This window comes from Micromonospora sp. NBC_00617 (assembly GCF_045161355.1).
Taxonomy (GTDB): Bacteria; Actinomycetota; Actinomycetes; order Mycobacteriales; family Micromonosporaceae; genus Micromonospora.
Map to the genome: position 1 here is coordinate 3,953,565 of NZ_CP107751.1, position 18,048 is coordinate 3,971,612.

Here is an 18,048-nt window from a genome sequence, read left to right on the forward strand (position 1 = left end):
CTCAGCCAGAGTTGGCGGTCGTCACCAACAACTCCTCGATGGCGAGAATGACCACCTCCGCTCGTTTTCTGCTGCAGAAGGCCGTATCCACGAGGATCGTCAGCGCGCCTCCGTCACGTACCATGATCAAGAATTTGATGTTCTGCTGCCGAATGCCCTCCTCCCAGCGGAAGGCGGTTACCGACCGCAGGTTCGCGAACTCTGCTGGATCCACTGCGGCCTCCGCCGGCCGGGTGTCGGTCCGTAGGTCGTTGAAGAAGTACGCCAGGTCCACGCTCTCTCCGCGGGCCTGCCCGAGCCGATCGAACAGGGCCTCGAACTCGGCGAAGTCGAACTGCGAATGCCGGTACGCCTGCATCCCGGCCCGCCACGCCTGACCGACGGTCGTCGCGAGGGAGGATCGGTCCACGTCCAGGACGACCAGGCCGGTCTGCGTCATGTTCGCGACGGAGCGGATCCTCTCCCGTGCCCCGCGATTGCCGGCCGTGAGCTGGATCGCGACCCGCTCCGTGCCCAGCAGGTCACTCAACACGTGGGCGGTGGCCGCCAGCAGGACAGCCGACGTGCCGGTGGCGAGCCGCCGGGCGATCGCGTCGGCGGCGGGTTGGATCGCGGCGGACGTCAGGGTGCCCCGCCAGAACCGTGGATCGTCCGGTTCGTGTTCCGGCCAGGGCGCTGCCACGGGTAACAGGCCGACCTTCCGCTCCCAGAAGTCCAGCGCTCGGCGACCGAGCCGTTGGCCGGCCTCGGACTGTTCGAACGCGGCCCTCTCCAGCGGCTGCTGGCACTCGTCCATCGGGTCGGGCGAGGCTGCGCCGGAAAGGAAGGCGGCGAGGCAGCGATTGACGATGGGAATGCTGTTCGCGTCGCAGGCCACGTGCGAGGCGGCCCACACCAGGCCGACAGGTGTCCCGTCGCGAACGACTATGGCGCTGCGGAAGGGCAGTCCGACCGGGTCAAATGGGACACCGGCCACGTCGAGCCGCGCCGCCTCGATCGCTGCCCCGTCGTCCCGATCAGTGGTATCCCAGGCGTCCACCGATGCTGAACCACTGGTGAGACGTTGGACGAGCCTCCCGTCCTCCTCCTCGACAATGTCGGTACGCAGCGATTCACAGTGGACGAGCAGCCGGCCGACGGCGGCCAGCACGCGGTCGAGCGTGACGCCGGGCGGTACGATGACGCCCCCGGACTGATTGAGCTGTGCGGTCGCCGGTTCCAACGTGCGCAGCACGAGGTACATGTAGCTTTGGCCCCAGGTGGCTGGGGCACTGCCCGATCGACCCCCGTCCCACCTGACCGTCCAGCGTCCAGTGCTCCTCATCGACTGCTCTCCAGGAGCGAAACCGCACCGAGCAGGTCGTTGAGCCAGGTCTGCGGCGTTCTGGCGAGGACCCGACGCCTCAGCTCCGCCGATCGGGCACTGCGATCCGACCGGCCCATCCGGTACGCCCGCCGAATACCATCAGCCGTGTCCGCGACGTCGAACGGGTTTATGCTGATCATCAATCCGGGAAACTCGCTCATGATCCCGGCGTTCTCGGAAACGATCATCACGGGGTCCGCGTCACTCAGGATCGCCGCCTCCTTCGCGGTGATGTTCAGCCCGTCGAAGGTGGGTGTCACCATCACACCGTCCGCGACGCTGAGCGCGGCCAAAGCGAGGGCCCGGTCGGGGTTCGCCGCATCTGGAGAGACGAACAACCGGACGGGCTCACGGCCGGCCCGGCCGAATTCCGCGTTGATGCGCTTCGCAACGCGCAGACAGTCGTCGAGGTAGAGGCGATATTCCGGCATCCAGTCCCGGGTGGGGGTGAGCACCCAGGGAAACCAGACGTGGTCTGCTGCGGTGGGGTGGTCAGTCAGGAAACGCTCGACCGACTGCAGGCCGCGTAGCGGGTTCTTCCACAGATCCGCCCGCTCGACCCGGGTGAGCATCCACCGGCCGGCTGCCTCGTCCCGCAGGTGCGCCCGCCACCACTCGTACCGCGGGTCCAGCGTCTCGACCAGCAAGTCGTCGCGGTCGATCGCGGCCGGTGCGACGGTCGTCCGGCACGTCCGATTTCCCCAGCGTACGGCATCGGGTCGGACCTGCGCGCCGGGCAGCCACCGAGCGCAGCACGCCAAGAACGCGTCCGCCCAGCGGCGTGAGTGGAAGCCCACGACGTCGAAGTCCACCAGTGCGGCGAGGAGGGCTTCCCGCACCGTGACGGGCAGCATGCCGAAGTAGTCGGGATCGCACCACGCCACATGATGGAAGTAGATCAAGGGTGTGTCCGGCGCTTTTCCCGCACGACGCAGCATGGCTGCCACAAGCAGCAGGTGATAGTCCTGCACCAGAATGGGGCAACCTGCGGCCTCCTCGGCCAGCGCGACCGCGAACTGCTCGTTGACCGCCTGATAGGCCGGCCACGCGGCGTAGGCCGCGGCGTCGAGGTCCGCCGCGCTGCTCCGGTCGTGAAGGTAGTGCAGCAAGCGGGCCAGTACGCCGACGGAGAAGTCCTCGTAATGGCTCCGCGCCAGAGCGGACGGCACGGCCAGCGGTCGCAGTCTCATCGGCGCCGCATCACCGATACCGGACAGAGGAACCGGGGCGGCCTTCGCCAACGCCCGGTCGGCCTCCGAGCGGGCGGCGTACACCCAGGTGCCGCCGTGGTGGGCGAAAGCGGGGAAGACGGTGGGAACCAGGCCGTTGGGGCGAGTCCGGGTGAAGTCGTATCCGGCAGATCCCCGCGGGTACGCCGTCACCGGACCTCGGTTGGAGCAGATGACGATTGGCCGTGCGGTCATTGGTCAGCACCTCGTCTTGACGGGGACCCGGGGGACGAGAAGGACACGCTACGATCACAGCCGTGCTGCCAAGCCCTCACCGCCACTGGGAGGAGTTCGCGCCCCGGATGGCCACAGGTGGCCTGTTCTTTGACTTCGATGGTGTGCTTGCTCCGATCACGCCGGATCCCCCGGCCGCCCGGCCCGTTAGCGGCATCGTGGCGGCGCTTGCCACGCTGTCCCGCCAGGTGCGGACACTGGCGGTGGTCTCCGGCCGTCCACTCGACTTCCTGCTGCCCATCTTCGCGGAGCTGCCGTCGATCGACCTGCACGGCGCCTACGGCATGGAGTACCGGCTCGCCGGCGCCACCGCGGTTGTCCACCCGGCGGCCGAGCAATGGATTCCGGTGCTGCGCGCGGTGATCGCCCTCGCCCGCCACGAGCTTCCCGCGGATCTGACTGTCGAGGACAAGCGGCTGACGGTGGCGTTGCACTACCGTCGCCACCCCCACCTTGGGGCGATGATCGGCGATTGGGCTGCCGCCGCGGGTGAGCGGTTCGGTCTGCGTGTGCACACCGCCCGGATGGCCGTCGAATTCTTCCCGCCGATCGAGCGCGACAAGGGCACCGTGCTGCGTGACGAGACGGAGAAGCTCGACGGCGCCTGGTTCTTCGGCGACGACCTGGCCGACCTCACGGCCTTTCGCGCGCTGCGGTCGCGATCCTCGGCTGATCCCGGGTTCCGTGACGTGTGCGTCGCCATCTTCAATCCGGAGACCGGGACGACAGTCTCGGAGAGCGCCGACTTCACGCTGGCCTCGCCGGAATCGCTCCGCGACTTCCTCGTCGAAGTCGCACGAACGCCCAGCTGACCCGTCGCCCGAGTGAGCTGCTGTCGGGCGTGGCCCGGTCACGAGCCGAACCCGTGCGCCCGATTGATGGCCAGGGCGTCCTCTTTGATCTGCCGATGCTCGGGCAGCCGCCCGTACGCCATGCAGTAGACGGGCCAGGTGGACGCGGCCGACCGAAACGACGTGGGCACGAAGCCCCCGACCCCCGTTGCGGCCAGACCTCGTTGGGTGGCCTCGAGGTAGAGGCACTGGCCAACCATCCCGGCGGCGAGGATGGAGGAGGCGACCAGATCGGTGACCGGCGCCTGCCCACCCGGCAGTGGTACCGAGAGCGCAACGATGTGGTCGGCGGTCACCAGGTGCTGTTGGTGAAAGAGGTTATCCATGGTGAATCTCCCGAAGTCAGCGGCCCGGGAAAACAGAGTGCTCTCGACGGGTGGCAGGATCTCAGCCCATCCCAGCGCTCGACTGTCCGACTCGCCCGCCGCTACCACCGAGCGGACGTCCTCCAGTGGTAGGCCGGAGACGAAGGACGCCGCCGACCGCCGGCGACGCAGTTGGCGTGCCAGGCGGGCGGCAACCTCGGTGCCGGTACGCAACGGAAGGTCAACCGGCGGGACTTGCCAGTGCGTCAGCAGCCGGCGAGCGAACAATTCCTCGTACTCCCCCACCTCTGCCACCTTCGCGTCCGACGCCAACCGCTCAACCCGCCACTGCGGCTCGTCGGCGTTTACGGGCCGCGCGGGCACACCGGACAGCTCCGCGATCGGAAAGCGGCCCACCGGAAGTGCGGCGTTTAGGGTCCCGAGGGACAAAGCTGTGGCGTCGGTCGCCACCATGCTTGCCCCGATCTGCATGTTCACCAGCGCATGACCCGCGTCCAGCAGCGTGTAGGCGAGCCCGCGCGAGCCGTACTTGCGGACGGAGAGCCAGGGTCGCAGCACGAGCATCACCCGCGGCGCGCTTCGGAACGGCTCGACGTTCGTGGTGACCACCCGGCGGCGGACGAGGTCGACGTGACCGAGTGCTCCGGTCCCGTCGTCGTGGGCCCACAACTCGAAGGGGTAGATGGCCCCGGCCGATGGCGATGTCCAGCCCTCGCTGTTCCGCAGGAGGATGCGACGCAGCATCTCCAGCGGACCGGCGAACTCCGCGTCACCCGTCCGCAGTTCGACCACGGGACCACGCCCCACCGGGACGGCGATGTCGCGCCAGCGCAGTGTTTCGACGGTCCGGTCGTGCACCAGAAGATCGCTGCTGTCCGGCCCGTCCCCCGCGTGCGCGCTGAAGGTGCTCATCTATGGTCCGACTCGCCTGCGGCGACACCCTGCATGGCCCGGCTCTGCGCGGCGAAGTGCGCCTCCTGAAAGACCGTCTTGTTTCCGACGGTCCACGCCTGCGAGGCGTGCAGCGGGTCCAGACGGCCGCGCAGCCTGGGCACGACGAACCGGGCGAACAACTCCAGGCTGCGTTGCTGCGCCTCGCGTGGTGCCCAGTTCTGGATGCTGATCAGCAGGCAGCCGAAGCCGCCAGAGGTCTTCGCCAGCTGGGAGATCTGCTCGACGCACTCGTCCGCGGTTCCCACCACGATGCCGCCGGCTTCGACCGTTGCGTCGAAGGCCTTCCGTGACGCCTCGGCTGCCCGTGACATCGGCAGGCCCTGCGTCCCGATACGGAACTCCTGACGATGCCGCACCCAGCCGGCGTAGATCTCCTCGAGCGCCTGTTCCCGGCTGTCCGAGACGTGTACCGGGATGGTCAAGCGCCAATTCTCGCGGTCCGGAAGCGTTCCACTCCCCTCGGCCGCGTCCTCCAGACGGCGCCACTGCTCGGCGAGGCGCTCGAAACCCAGGCGGTCGCGTCCGGGCCGCACGATGCCCCACGGAGGAGCCGCGTGCGACAGCGCGTTGACGCCAAGGCGTCCGGCCAACTCCATGCCGAACGGGCTGGCCGCGCTGGAGACGACGACCTCGATACCAGCCCGGTCCAGTGGGCCGAGCTGCAGTTGTGCCTCGTACAGCGCGAACCAGTCGCTCTTGCGGGTGATCCGTCCACCATTCAGGAGCTCGACGATCACCTCGGTCGACTCCGCGGTCCGGCGACGGGTCTCGCTCGCGTCGATCCCGAGCATGTACATGTCGCCGACGTACGAACCGGCGCCGACACCGAGGATGAAACGTCCGTTCGTGAGGTACTCGAGCAGGCGAGCGCGCTCGGCGACCATGAACGGGTTGTGGTAGGGCAGGCTGACCACGCCGGTCGCCAGCTTGATCCGCCGGGTCACTTGAGCGGCGGCTGCGAGGAACACCTCGGGGCTGCCGATCAGCGTCCAGCCGCTCGAGTGGTGCTCGCCCACCCAGAATTCGTCGAAGCCGAGGCGATCGGCGAGTTGGACAAGCTCGAGCTCGTACTCGATCAACGAGCGTGGGTCCTCGCCGATCGGATGCGTAGGCGAGACAAAGCATCCGAACGTCGTTGGCAGAAGCATCGCAGAATCTCCTTGTCAGAGAGGACGTTCAGGTGCGACGCGGGCTGCGGCTCTCCGCCGGCTCGACGTCGTCCGTTCCGGCTAGCACGGCCACCTGGGTTGGCTCTGGCGCGGCCACCGCCTCCGGCAGCGGCGCTGTGGACGAGGCCGACCTCTCGGCGGCGAATCGCACGCCGAGCCAGACGAGCACGAAGAGGCCGATGATGATCACAGGGACGTTGGTCGTCCGCCAGCCGAGTGCGTTGTAAATCGCGCTGGCGGACAGTGAGGCCATAACTGCGGCACCCGAGGAGACGCCCTCCACCGTGGCTTGGACGCGCCCACCACGGCCGGGCGGATAACAGGCAATGAGGTACGCGCTGCCGCTGAGGAAGAGGAAGTTCCAGCCAAGGCCGTTGAGCGCCAGATCAGCGAGAAAGTGGTAGTGCTGGCTGCCGGCGCTGCCGATGACCGCACCGATGACCAGAAGAGCGCAGCCGAGTACGGCGACGGACCGCCGCCCGATGCGCTGCATCAGCGCGCCGCTGAAGATCGATGGCGCGAACATGCCGACGAGGTGCCACTGGATGATCGAGGCGCCCTGGTGCAGCGAGTGGCCGGCCTGCTCGCTGCCGATCGGTCCGACTGCCATGATCATGGTCATGGTGGCACCGGCGACCGTCAGCACCAGCAGTGCCGTGATGAAGTCGCCAGAGCGAACGACCTCGCGTACCGCGACGGGCTTCACCGTCGCATCCTTCGGCTGCGCCTTGGCCACCTCCCGTCCCCGGGTAACCAGCAGAACCAGCGGGATGCTGGCCAGCGACAGTAGCGCCACCATCAGATACGGCCCGGCGAACTCAGTGCTGATGAAGTCGACACTCGCCGTGGCGAGGAACGGCCCGCCGAACGCGGAAAGCAGGCCGCCGAAGAGTACGAATGACAGGGCGCGCTCGCGGTAACCGTCGGGTGCCAGGTCGGCGGCGAGGAAACGGATATAGCCCCCGGTTGCCCGGTAGAGACCCACCAGACCGGTGCCCACGCACAGCAGGAAGAACGAGTGCTGAACGACCGCGTAGACCGAGAGGCCGCCGCCGACAACGGCCGCCGCCGCTCCAATGATCATGACGGCGCGGTAGCCGATCCTGCTGGTGAGCAAGCCAGCCAGGACCGAACCGACGGTGGCCACAATAGTGATCATGGCCAGGGGCAGGGTGGCCAGCTCGATGCGTGGTGCCAGGTGGAGACCGACGACCGCGGTCAGGGTCAGGTCAATGCTGACCGTACCGAAGTAGAGGGCCTGGCTGAGCGATAGTAACCACGTGGTACGTCCCACGGCGGTGAGCCGGCCCAGCCCGTGAGCTGCCGGGCCGGTGCCGTCGATGTCGGTCTTCACGGTCACTCCCTAAAGGCGTGCGGCGATCGCCGCACGCTGGATCTGGTTGGTGCCCTCGATGATCTGGAGCAGTTTGGCTTCCCGCATCCAGCGTTCCGCCGGGCTGTCCTGCGCGTAGCCGTAGGCGCCGAGTACCTGCACGACGTCGGTCGTGACGCGCATGGCGACGTCCGTACTGAACAATTTCGCCTGGGCCGCCTCGACCGACACGTCGTGCCCGGCGTCACGGCGCGTCACGGCGTAGTGCAGCAACTGCCGGGCCGCCTGGATCTGCGTTGCCATGTCGGCGAGCAGGAAGCTCACACCCTGAAACTGGATCACCGGCTGACCGAACTGGATCCGCGTCTTCGCGTAGGCAACGGCGTACTCCAGCGCGCTCTGAGCCAGACCCACCGCACATGCCGCCAGGCCGATCCGACCCTGCACGAACACGTCGGCGGCGACCAGCATTCCTCGATTCGGTCGCCCGATCACCCGGTCACGAGGCACGAGGACATCGGTAAAGGTGATGGTCGCGGTCGGCAGCGCGCGGACTCCCATCTTGCGCACCGGGCGATGGACGTTCAGGCCCGGTGAGTCGGCGTCGACCAGCAGGCAGGTGATGCCACCGAGTCCACCACCGGCGGTACGGCAATAGACGTTGAACACGCCACCCACGTTCGCGTGTCCCACCCAGGACTTCTCGCCATTGAGCCGGTACCGGTCGCCGTCGAGCACCGCGGTCGTCTCGAGGTGTGACAGATCCGAGCCGGCATTCGGCTCCGAGAAGCAGTTGCCCCCGATCACCGCACCGGACAGCATCGTCGGCAACACATCGTCCCGCACGTGCGCACCGCCGAAGCGGGCCGGGCCGACGGCGGCCAGCACCTGCAGATGTACGGACTCCGCGACGGCCAGCCAACCGCCCGCCAGTGTCTCGATCGCGCGGCAGAACTCGAGTCCGCTGCGACTTTCCGGCAGGCCGAGCCGGACGAGGCCGAGCTGGCACAGCCGGCGGACGAGCTCGCGGGGAAACTCCTTCGCCTCCTCCGCGGCGTCGGCACTCGGTCGCAGCTCGTCGCGAGTCAGCCGCACCACCTCATCGAGCAGGGCGACTCCGGCCAGTTCCGTCACGGTCATATCGGCTGCTCGACCGACCGGGCGGGTTTCCAGGACACCGAGTCAGGCCAGCGTCTGGCCACCTGTCCGGCGCAGAAGTCCCAGTACGACCGGACCGACAGATCCGCAAAGTTGAACGACCGCTTCGCGTCGATGTCGTCGCCGCTGGACGAGTGGTAGCCGCCGGGCACCTGCTCGGCCAACAGCTGTAGCCTGCATGCTCGCTCCAAGAGGTGCGCGAGGACCGTGGCGTGCCGTAGGGACTTGCCGACCACCACACCGCCGTGATTGCGCAGCAGGGCGGCTGGCGCGTCGCCGAGAGCCTTGGCGACGCTCTCGGCCATCGGCAGGTCCAGGATGGTGTTGCTGGTCAGCGTGTACCGCGGTAGGCGTCCCTCGAACATCGCGCCGTCGTGCGACACGGCCTGCAGCTCCAGATCGGTCGCGCCGAAGACGAGCGTGTACGCCGCGTGACTGTGCACGACGGCGTTGACGTCGGGGCGCGCCTGATAGACGGCCTGGTGGAGGACGAGTTCCGGGGGTGCCAGGCGATGGGGCGGCGCACTCGGATCGGTAGAAGCGACTACCAGGTCCTCCGGCGTGCATTCCTCGAAGCCCGTCACGGCTGACTTGATCAGGAAGCGGTTCGAGCCGGGGATCCGGGCGGAAACCTGCCCCTGGTTGAAATCGTCGTGCCCGCCGATCGACAGCGAGCGCGCGGCGATGGCGACCTGAACGCAGAGGTTGCGCTCAGCCGCCGACAGCGATTCAGTGATGAGGGGAGGCGGCATGCCGGGCACCTTTCGCAACTATGTCCTCGTAGATGTGGTGTGCGGTGACGAGCCCCGTCGGAGCGGTCGACACCCAGGGCAGGAGCAGCAGCGCTCCCCGTACCGCCGCACCGATCCCGGTCACCGCGTGTGCGATGGTGACCGACTCGTCGGGCAGGTCGAGCTGCACCGCGTGATCGCTGACCGGGTGCCCGGCGCGCACACTTGTCAGGTCGGCGGCCGGCGCGCCGGAGGACGCGCGCCACACCTCAGCCAACTCCCTCGCTGAGGCGCTGGGACGGTCTGCCTTCGTGACGGGATGCCGTTCCCACACAGCCGCGACCGGCAGCACCGGAAGGGACGGGCCGAGGCTCGCCACCGCCTCCAGCAGCCGGACCTGGATCCAGTGTCCGATCGACAGGTTGGTCGCCCGTACGACCGGCAACTCCCTGCCAAGCTGCCGCAGTCGGTCGGCGTGAGCATCCGGCACCGCCGACACGGCGTAGACCAGCGCTGCGGACCACTGCCGGCACAGCCGTACCGTCCGGTCGAAGCACTCGGGCCCGCTCACGTCGAACACCACGGTGGGTGGCTCCACGACAGTCCAGCCCGCGCGGCTCGCCCGCAGCCCGATGGATACACCGGCCGACTCTAGGGCCGAGCAGAGCGCCGCGCCGAACCGTCCGGTGGCCCCGACGACGCCCGCGACCGGCGCACTCGATCCGGTCACTGCGCCTGCTGAGCATGGATGAAGCCGACGATGCCATCGACGGACCCGAGGAACGTGGTGTCCTCCTCCAGGTCGATATAGAGACCGAACTCGTTCTCGACCGCGTCGATCAACTGAAGAAACGAGAGCGAGGTGAAGCCCTTCTCCAGGAGGTTGCTGCTGGTGTCCGAGGCCTGTTGCGTCGTGACGGTGCCGTTGGACGCCGCCGCGATAAGCTCTGCCACACGGTCGTGAAGGATGTCATCGGCCTTCATCGGTCTCCTCCGGCTGCGCGTGTCTCGGTGAACAGTGCGTGGAGCGCCACGGCGAGCGGTTTGCCGGCGCCGCTGCGCGGGATACGGTCCGTGAAGGCGATGCGTTCGGGAACCTTGAACGCCGCCATGCGGGACAGGCAGAACCGGCGCACCTCCTCGACGGTCAGTGCGCCATCGGCGACCACCGCTGCGGCAATGACTGCGGCGTCGCTCTGGTTCGTCACCTCAAGAACGACACAGTCCCGCACCGCGGGGTGCATACGGATGACGTCCATGATCTCTTCGGCCGAGACCTTGCGACCGCCGATGTTGAAGCGCCTGCCGCTGCGTCCGGTCAGCCTGAGCCGGCCATCGGCCACCAAACCCTCGTCACCGGTGCGGTAGAACCCGTCCACGGTGATCCGGCGCTCCATCTCGCCGGGGTAGTTGAGGTAGCGCGAACCCATCGAGCGGCTCCGCACCTCGAGTTCGCCGTCCTCCGCGCCCAGGCCGTTCGGCGACACGACACGTACCTCGACCCCGGGCAGGAGAGCGCCCTGGCCGCCGCCGGGCCGTGAATCGGGATCGAAGGTGAGCGGGCCGGTCTCCGCTATGCCGTAGTAGTCGGCGATCCGCACGCCGTCGTGCTCGGCCACAGTCCGGGCAGTGTCCACGGACAGCTGGGCGGCGGAGGACAGGGCGATCCGGATGCCGGTCAGCGGCGGCCGGCCACCAGCGCGGCGGGCGAGCCCGTCGTACAGCGCGGGAAAGCCGACCAGGATGCTCGGCCGGACGGTCGCCACGTACCGCTGCACATGGCTGGCGCTGGGCAGCCCGCGAGGCAGCCACAGAGAAGCTCCGGCGAGGAGGCCGGGGATCAGCGAGGTGTTGAAGGCGAGGCCGTTGTAGAGGCCGGCGAAGCAGAGGATCACGTCGTCTGCGTGCAGGCCACTGGCCTCGGTCCAAGCGGCGGCCGCGTTGCGGACGGCGGAGCCGCTGAACTCGATGCAACCCGGTGTACGTGTCGAGCCCGAGCTGAAGCGGCACACCTCGGTGTCCGGCAGCAGGTCTGGTACGGGCCCCGACCTCGTTAGTGGCTGGATGGTCAGGTCGGGCCCGGCGTCGTCCCCGTCGGTGATGGCGGCATCGAAGCCGCAGGACTCAGCCAACTTGCCAGACTCGTCGGGGCTCAACGCCGGGTCGACCAGAAACGGGACGGCCCCCGCACGCAGTACGGCCAGTAGTGAGACCACATAACGGGGAGAACTGGCCGCCTTGAGGGCGACGCGACGCCACCCGCGGGCCGCGATCTCCCGCGCCGTCGAGGCCGAGGCGACGTCCAGTTCCCGATACGTCATCTGGTGCGTGAGGCTGCCGACGGCGAGCCGATCGTGATGCTCGCGCAACGCCCAGTCGAGGGCGTCACGCAGATGTCGGGCGGTCACGTGCCCTCCTTTGCCGTCCCCAGGGCCATGAGGTAGAGGACCTGGTCGTCGGCGTCGAGTCGGCCGGCATTCGACCAGACGGCTTGATCGAATCGGCCGATGGTAAGCACGGCCACCCCGGTGCCGGCGGCACCGAGTTGGATCAGATGGGCAGCGCACCCCGCCCGGAACAACGCCGCCCGCAGCAGATCAGGACGTCCTTCGACGACGATGCGACTGGCGGGGTGATGCAGCAGGACGAAGGCCTGGGCGTCTGCGGCGTGCTCCTGACTGCCGCACGCCCGCACCAACTCCTCCGTGCACAGGTCGTCCGGCCACGTCACGACATCGCCGTACGGGGCGAGGCACGCCCGGATCCTCTCGTCCACGTCGTAGCCCGGGCCCAACACGACCGTCGCGCGCACCTCGCCGACGTCCGTCTCCCCGAAGTTCAATGGCAGCCGGACCTCCAACACCGACAGTGTCCGCAACAACGTCAGGGCCTCCAGACGAGGACCGTCGAAGCGGCGGCACGACCGTCGCGCCGCCGCCCATCTCCGCCACCGCCGCCAGTCGTTCGACGACTCACCGGTGGTGGCCGGGAGCGCGGTCGGGACCGGCGCCGACGGGGGCGGGTCACCGCGTTGGAGCGTGCCGACCAGGAACGCCCAGCACAGCGCCTCCACCGGATCAGGCTCCGGAAACGCGGCACGCCCATGGGGCACGCGCACCGCGACGGGTGCCGGATCGACGACGTGGCTCGACTCGAAGGACAGCACCGAGTGAATCTCGTGGAAGGGAGGAACGGCGGCCTCCGCAGCCGCTTCGATGGCGAACGGGTCAGGTCCGACACGCAGCACGGGACGCCAGTCCGACGGAGTGGCGCCGGTCAGGTTCGCCGCGGCGTGCGCGGCGTCGAGCTGCGCGTAGAGGTACCCACGCGGACCGTACTTGCGCATCGACAGCCACGGCCGGAGCAGCAGCAGGACGTGGCAGGATCGGTCCGATCGGGCGGGATCGAGCGCGGTCGCGAGCGCGGCCGCCTGGCCGGGTGGCACGTCGGCTCGGATCACCTGACCTCTGCCGGGCAGCCGGAACACCTGCCAGGAGGACTCGACGATTGTCACGACAAGGACCGTGAATGGATATATGCCACCGGCGGACGGAACTGGCCATTTTCCATCCGCATCCGGAAAGAGTGAGCATGCGATCAAATCAACGGCCTGTCGTATGCCATGATCGACGACATTGATCGTGCGGTACTCCGGTGTCGACTCCGTGTATTCAAAGGCGTTCCAGGCCGCTTTCACAGAACCTGACCAACCGGGTTGAGTAACGGACTTCAACACCTCGATGGTTCCCAAGCATGCGACATCGATCCCCCGATTGAAGTCGAGACGGAAGCAGGCGAGGAAGGCAGCGCTGCGCCTCGCGAAGGACTAGACAGATGCGCGGGCAAGGTCGCGCGCAGCCTGTTGAGCCAGGTGAGGTACCAGGTTTCAGACGTGGGCGCAATAACGATTGGCCGGCGTCAGGTTGCATTCGCTGCAAACAGCGTTCGCTACGCGGCATCGTCGCCAGCGCACCATCAAGCACGGAGCCCTAATCGGCACACGTCGAGCCGTATCGCCAGAAAGCCTTATCACCCCCGTGATCTTTGCGGCCCGACTTATGATACACGACCGCCGATCTTTGGCAAGGTATTGTGATCGCTGGCTTGACCGACAGCGGCCCGAGAATGAAGTCACGCCGGGCCTTGCCGAGCAGGTCGAGTTTCTTGTCGACGACCTCCTTAGCGAGGAACGAGGGCAGCATCTGGTAGACGTGCGGGGCCACCGCGGCGGTGCCGTTGGCGCGGACGGCGTATTCGAGGAGATTGAAGCAGCGGCGTTCGAAGACGAGGTCGGCCGGCTTGAGCATCTGGTACCAGTCGACCTGGTCGGTGATCTCGGTGGTAGCCCAGCTGGCGATCGCGTCGGTGACCACGTACGTGTCGATGCCGGGGAACGCGACGATGAAGTCGTCCGACCTCAGGTCCCAGTTGACGTACATGATCGCCGGGTCGATGCCGCAGAGGAGCTCTTTGAGGCTGCTGGTGGGCAGCGAGTGCCCGGGGCGGCCGAATGGCCTCGCGCGCCATTGCTTGTCGAGTTCGGTGAACCAGGTGGCGGGCATCGCCGCGACGTCGCACTCCACGTCCCAGCGGGTGCCCGGCTCGATGTCGAACGCGAGCAGGCGCAGGTGGTCGCCGGTGGTCCTGCGGGGTGGTTTGGCCGTGTTCTCGCTGGTCTCGGTGTCGGTCACCGGGGGGTCCTCCTCGATCCCAGGGGGTCGTTGGTGCGGACCAGGTGGCCCATCAGGCCCCACACGGCGGTGTTGACGGCGTGCTCTCGCAGGCGGTGCTGGCTCGCGCCGTCGGCGGGCGTGGCCAGCAGTTGTCCAAGGTACTGGTCGGTGGCCACGACGATGCTGGTACGCGCCGTGTCCGCGGCACAGCCGCAGTCGCGTCACGTGGAGCGGGTGTGACCGGCATGGACACGTTCACCTACCGGCCCGCCCGCGACGAACTGGCGTACACCTTCGGCGCCCGGATGCCGGTGGCGCACGTACGCGGCGGGGACGTGTTCACCGTCGTGACGGAGGACTGCTTCGGTGGTCTCGTGAGGGGGCCGGCGGACCTGCCATCGCAGGTCTGCCGCATGCCGTACCTGAACCCGGTGTCCGGGCCGTTCTTCGTCGAGAACGCCGAGCCCGGCGACACCCTCGCCGTCCACCTCGCCGCCATCACCCCGGCCCGGGACTGGGGTGTGTCCTCGACGTTCCCGCACTTCGGGGCACTGACCTCCACCTCCCACACGGCCACCCTGCAAGCGCCGTTGGAGGAGCGGGTGTGGGTGTACGGCATCGACCGGCAGGCCGGGACCGTACGGTTCGAGGCCACGCGCAGCGACCACAGCGCGGACCTGCCGCTGGACCCGATGATCGGAACGATCGGTGTCGCCCCCGGCGGATTCGAGGCCCGTTCCACACTCGTGCCTGACACCCACGGCGGGAACCTGGACACCCCGCACCTGCGCGCCGGCACCACCCTCTACCTCGGTGTGAATGTGCACGGGGCGATGCTGGCCCTCGGCGACGGGCACGCCCGCCAGGGCGAGGGCGAGGCCTGCGGCGTGGGCGTGGAGATCGCCACGACCACCACCCTCGCCATCGACGTCATCAAAGGCGTGACCACACGGTGGCCGCGGTTGGAGACCGACCGGGACATCCTGACGATCGGCTGCGCGAGGCCCCTGGAGGACGCCTACCGCATCGCCCAGCACGACCTCGTCGGCTGGACCAGCGCCCTGACCGGCCTGGAAACCCTGGACGCCTACCAGCTCGTGTCGCAGGCGGGGCGGGCGCCGATCGGCAACGTGTGCGACCCCAACTACACCGTCCTCGCCGCCGTCGACAAAACCCTGCTCCCCGCCCCCGGACCCGCGTACCGCGGGACACACGAGCGGCTGCGGCGACTCACCGCCGGGCTGCGGTAGGAACCCCGCCGATGCCCGCGTCGATCCCGCGCCTGCCACTGCGCGATGACCTGTTCCTCCTCGGCCACGACGACGACACCGGACACCTCCACGTGCACCGGCAGGCCCTCGCCCTCGGGCTCGCGGGCGCGGTCCTGATCGACCTGTATCTCGCCGGGCGGGTGACTCTCGACCTGAACGATGAGGCGCGCGCGGCAGGCCACCAGCGGATACACCCGCACATCGACCGCCCGGTCGGGGACCTGATCGCCGACGCCGCAGCCGCCACCATCCGCAACGCTCACCCGCTGCTGCGGATGTGGCTGCGGGGGTTCTCCGACGACCTGTACGACCGCACCCGCGCCGGTCTGTTCGCCGGCGGGATCCTGCGCCAGCACACCCAGCGGCGCCTCGGCGGCCTCATCCGCGCCCACACCTACCTACCCACCGACAGCAAATGGGCCGTCCTCGCCCGCTCCCGCCTGCGCTACCTCGCCACCGGCCACGAACAACCCAACAATCACACCGCCGCCCTCGCCGGCCTCGTCGCCGACCTCGGCCTCACCCACCACCTCTACCTCGACGACGACACCACCACCCTGGCCGCTCGCCTGAAGGCCGTCGCCGCGCAGCACCATCAGCCGGTGCGCGACATCATCGCCGCCGTCGACGCCGCCATCGGCGACTTGGCCACCGCCGCCTACCGCTAGCCCTGTCCGCTCATCTCGAGGAAACCCACCGTGACCAACCAATCCCCCATGCGACCTCCGACCAGTAAGCCCCACCCGGTCGGCCGGGGAGCCATGAAGGTTATGGCCGCCGTCTGCGTAGTCGGCCTACTCGCTGCCGCCACCGCTATCCCGACCTGGACGGGCACCGCCGGGCCGGCGCCATCCCCACCCTCGCTGCCACGCACCGTCACGTCCCGGCCGACCGTGGCACCGTGTCCGTCGCCCGCCACCCTGACCGCGGCACAGCTCAAGGCCCGTGCCCAACAGAAACTCGACCAGGCGCCGACGCGCCTGTCGGCGTCGTCTCCGACTCGGCACGGCCTTAAGACGGTAGGGACGGGGCCGTCCGGCTGTGACGTCATCCCGGGACGGTTCGCCTACGTCCATCTACTCCAGTGGGCCACGGACACCACGATCGCAGGCAACAGCACAACGACGCGGACCCTGCTGTTCGAAGAGCAACGCTGGCGTGCCGACGACGCCTCCGGCCGCGTCATCCGCAGCCGCTACCCCGGCGGCAACCAGCCCACCGACGACAGCACCTACTACCCCGGCCAGCTGGACGGACCCGTCGGAGCGATCGCCGCCGACCCAACGACACTCACCGCGCAGATCCACACCACGCAACCCCGATTCCTCGGACCCACCGCCGTCATCCGCGGCCTCGCGAGCCTGCTCGGCTGGCGCACCCCCAACCAAGCCGCCCGCACCGCGATCCTCACCGTCCTGCGCGACACCGCCGGAATCACCTACCACCCATCGGTGACCGACCGGGCAGGCCGAACCGGCATCGGCGTCAGCGCCACCGCCGACGACATCCGCTTCCTGCTGATCCTCAACCCCAGCACCGGCGAACTACTCGCCTACGAAAGAGCCGCACTCACACCGCCAGCCGACAGCGACCGAAACGCCACCTTCGTCGACGACTACCACCTGTTCCTCGTCCACACCCACACCACGAGCAGCGACAACTCCTGACCCCGCAACAACTTCAAGGGAAATGCCATGGACACTGTCCCGCGCATCCGCGCCGCCCGCTGGGCAGACAAAGACCACGTCGCCGCACTCATCGCCGACGCCCTCCACCCCAGCCCTCTCGCCACATGGCTAATCCCCGACCCAAGCCCACGGCGCCGGATCCTCACCGACGTCCTCGCCATCTGGATCGAACACGCCATGTTCTACGGCGACATCTACCTCACCGACGACGCCACCGCCGCCACCACCCCCCGCGAACTACCCCACCCGCCTCAGCGACGCCGCAGGCCCCCACACCGACCGCTTCGACCTCCTCGACCGACTGCTCGCCAAGGAACGACCCACCGAACCCCACTACCACCTCGCGTTCCTGGCCGTACAACCCACAGCCAGACGCTCCGGACGCGGCACAGCCTTGCTCAACCACCACCGCAGCCGACTCGACCACGTGAACCTCCTGTCCTGGACCAGCACCACCACCGACGCCCAGAACATGCACATCCGCCACGGCTACACACCACAACCGACCATCAACCTGCCCGAAGGCCCAACCCTGAGCACCATGCGCCGAAACCCACGCCATCACACCCCTGGCCAACCAAAGCCAGTCCCACCACAAGACAACGAACCCGCGCCGTTCCATCGAGTTCCCTGAGCATGCGATCCGCAGGCCAACCGTCGACAGTAAGGACGACGGCTCCCCCACCTCCCATCGTGAGCTGCCAACCCGCAGCCGCACCGGCCGATCGGGGAACACGTTCACGATCGCCGCGCCTCGGCAGCTGCGGTCCGCCTGGATGAGATAGTCCGCGGCCCGGTCACCATCGCTGCTGTGTGCGGCTGTCTGGCATACCGCCCTGCAGATCAGCGAGCCCCACCCCGTCGCCTGCAAACAGATCGCGGACCACTACGTGCACCACCGGCCGATCCTGACCGGGGCCATGCAGGACGGCACCGCCATCACCTACACACTCGCGGCGCTGCACGCGACCGGCTACCGGGTCGACATGGAATTCTGGGGTGGCGAGGCCGAGTCCTGGTGTCCGCCGAATCCGCCTCAGCCGGGCACGTAGCAGAGGGGAGATC

General features: G+C 68.4%; 19 protein-coding genes. 6 read left to right on the forward strand and 13 right to left on the reverse strand.

The window, feature by feature from the left end; genetic code table 11:
• Window position 1: 1 nt before the first annotated feature.
• Both OG505_RS18025 and OG505_RS18030 read right to left on the reverse strand, forming a co-directional pair.
• Window positions 2–1,324: a condensation domain-containing protein gene (locus OG505_RS18025; RefSeq protein WP_405425927.1), complete on the reverse strand. Its 1,323-nt coding sequence runs from the start codon at window positions 1,322–1,324 to the stop codon at window positions 2–4.
• Window positions 1,321–2,790 (reverse strand): trehalose-6-phosphate synthase, encoded by a 1,470-nt coding sequence (locus tag OG505_RS18030; RefSeq protein WP_405425928.1) that lies wholly within the window; start codon window positions 2,788–2,790, stop codon window positions 1,321–1,323. The genes OG505_RS18025 and OG505_RS18030 overlap by 4 nt, the downstream gene beginning before the upstream one ends.
• Window positions 2,791–2,852: 62 nt before the next feature.
• On the opposite strand from OG505_RS18030, the gene otsB reads away from it, so the two are divergent.
• Window positions 2,853–3,641, forward strand: a complete 789-nt coding sequence (gene otsB / locus OG505_RS18035) for a trehalose-phosphatase (protein WP_405425930.1) — start codon at window positions 2,853–2,855, stop codon at window positions 3,639–3,641.
• Between the two features lie 38 nt (window positions 3,642–3,679).
• On the opposite strand, the gene OG505_RS18040 is transcribed toward otsB, so the two are convergent.
• The 11 genes from OG505_RS18040 to OG505_RS18090 form a co-directional block, all read right to left on the reverse strand.
• Window positions 3,680–4,918, reverse strand: coding sequence for a hypothetical protein (locus tag OG505_RS18040; RefSeq protein WP_405425932.1), 1,239 nt, complete (start codon window positions 4,916–4,918; stop codon window positions 3,680–3,682).
• Complete coding sequence (locus OG505_RS18045) at window positions 4,915–6,108, reverse strand: LLM class flavin-dependent oxidoreductase (protein WP_405425934.1); 1,194 nt, start codon at window positions 6,106–6,108, stop codon at window positions 4,915–4,917. Before OG505_RS18045 ends, OG505_RS18040 begins: the two co-directional genes overlap by 4 nt.
• 28 nt (window positions 6,109–6,136) lie before the next feature.
• On the reverse strand, window positions 6,137–7,483 hold the full coding sequence (locus tag OG505_RS18050; RefSeq protein WP_405425936.1) for an MFS transporter: 1,347 nt from the start codon (window positions 7,481–7,483) through the stop codon (window positions 6,137–6,139).
• Between the two features lie 9 nt (window positions 7,484–7,492).
• Window positions 7,493–8,602: an acyl-CoA dehydrogenase family protein gene (locus OG505_RS18055; RefSeq protein ID WP_405425938.1), complete on the reverse strand. Its 1,110-nt coding sequence runs from the start codon at window positions 8,600–8,602 to the stop codon at window positions 7,493–7,495.
• A complete protein-coding gene (locus tag OG505_RS18060; protein ID WP_405425940.1) occupies window positions 8,599–9,372 on the reverse strand; it encodes a class II aldolase/adducin family protein in 774 nt (257 codons plus the stop codon). The genes OG505_RS18055 and OG505_RS18060 overlap by 4 nt, the downstream gene beginning before the upstream one ends.
• Window positions 9,350–10,081, reverse strand: a complete 732-nt coding sequence (locus OG505_RS18065) for a dihydrodipicolinate reductase C-terminal domain-containing protein (protein ID WP_405425942.1) — start codon at window positions 10,079–10,081, stop codon at window positions 9,350–9,352. The genes OG505_RS18060 and OG505_RS18065 overlap by 23 nt, the downstream gene beginning before the upstream one ends.
• Window positions 10,078–10,335: a phosphopantetheine-binding protein gene (locus OG505_RS18070; RefSeq protein ID WP_405425944.1), complete on the reverse strand. Its 258-nt coding sequence runs from the start codon at window positions 10,333–10,335 to the stop codon at window positions 10,078–10,080. Before OG505_RS18070 ends, OG505_RS18065 begins: the two co-directional genes overlap by 4 nt.
• A complete protein-coding gene (locus OG505_RS18075) occupies window positions 10,332–11,759 on the reverse strand; it encodes a class I adenylate-forming enzyme family protein (RefSeq protein ID WP_405425946.1) in 1,428 nt (475 codons plus the stop codon). Before OG505_RS18075 ends, OG505_RS18070 begins: the two co-directional genes overlap by 4 nt.
• A complete protein-coding gene (locus OG505_RS18080; protein ID WP_405425947.1) occupies window positions 11,756–13,102 on the reverse strand; it encodes a hypothetical protein in 1,347 nt (448 codons plus the stop codon). Before OG505_RS18080 ends, OG505_RS18075 begins: the two co-directional genes overlap by 4 nt.
• A gap of 238 nt (window positions 13,103–13,340) precedes the next feature.
• Entirely contained in the window at window positions 13,341–14,042 is a 702-nt protein-coding gene (locus OG505_RS18085) for a pPIWI_RE module domain-containing protein (protein WP_405425948.1), read from the reverse strand.
• On the reverse strand, window positions 14,039–14,200 hold the full coding sequence (locus OG505_RS18090; RefSeq protein WP_405425950.1) for a hypothetical protein: 162 nt from the start codon (window positions 14,198–14,200) through the stop codon (window positions 14,039–14,041). Before OG505_RS18090 ends, OG505_RS18085 begins: the two co-directional genes overlap by 4 nt.
• A 60-nt stretch (window positions 14,201–14,260) precedes the next feature.
• Between OG505_RS18090 and OG505_RS18095 the strand changes: the two genes are divergently transcribed.
• The 5 genes from OG505_RS18095 (at window position 14,261) to OG505_RS18115 (ending at window position 18,035) form a co-directional block, all read left to right on the forward strand.
• Complete coding sequence (locus OG505_RS18095; RefSeq protein WP_405425952.1) at window positions 14,261–15,274, forward strand: acetamidase/formamidase family protein; 1,014 nt, start codon at window positions 14,261–14,263, stop codon at window positions 15,272–15,274.
• An 11-nt stretch (window positions 15,275–15,285) separates the two neighbouring features.
• Window positions 15,286–15,963, forward strand: a complete 678-nt coding sequence (locus OG505_RS18100; protein ID WP_405425954.1) for a GPP34 family phosphoprotein — start codon at window positions 15,286–15,288, stop codon at window positions 15,961–15,963.
• 93 nt (window positions 15,964–16,056) lie between these two features.
• Complete coding sequence (locus tag OG505_RS18105; RefSeq protein ID WP_405425955.1) at window positions 16,057–16,962, forward strand: hypothetical protein; 906 nt, start codon at window positions 16,057–16,059, stop codon at window positions 16,960–16,962.
• Window positions 16,963–17,332: 370 nt separating this feature from the next.
• Complete coding sequence (locus OG505_RS18110; protein ID WP_405434561.1) at window positions 17,333–17,617, forward strand: hypothetical protein; 285 nt, start codon at window positions 17,333–17,335, stop codon at window positions 17,615–17,617.
• A gap of 256 nt (window positions 17,618–17,873) precedes the next feature.
• Window positions 17,874–18,035 (forward strand): hypothetical protein, encoded by a 162-nt coding sequence (locus tag OG505_RS18115; protein ID WP_405425957.1) that lies wholly within the window; start codon window positions 17,874–17,876, stop codon window positions 18,033–18,035.
• Window positions 18,036–18,048: the final 13 nt, after the last annotated feature.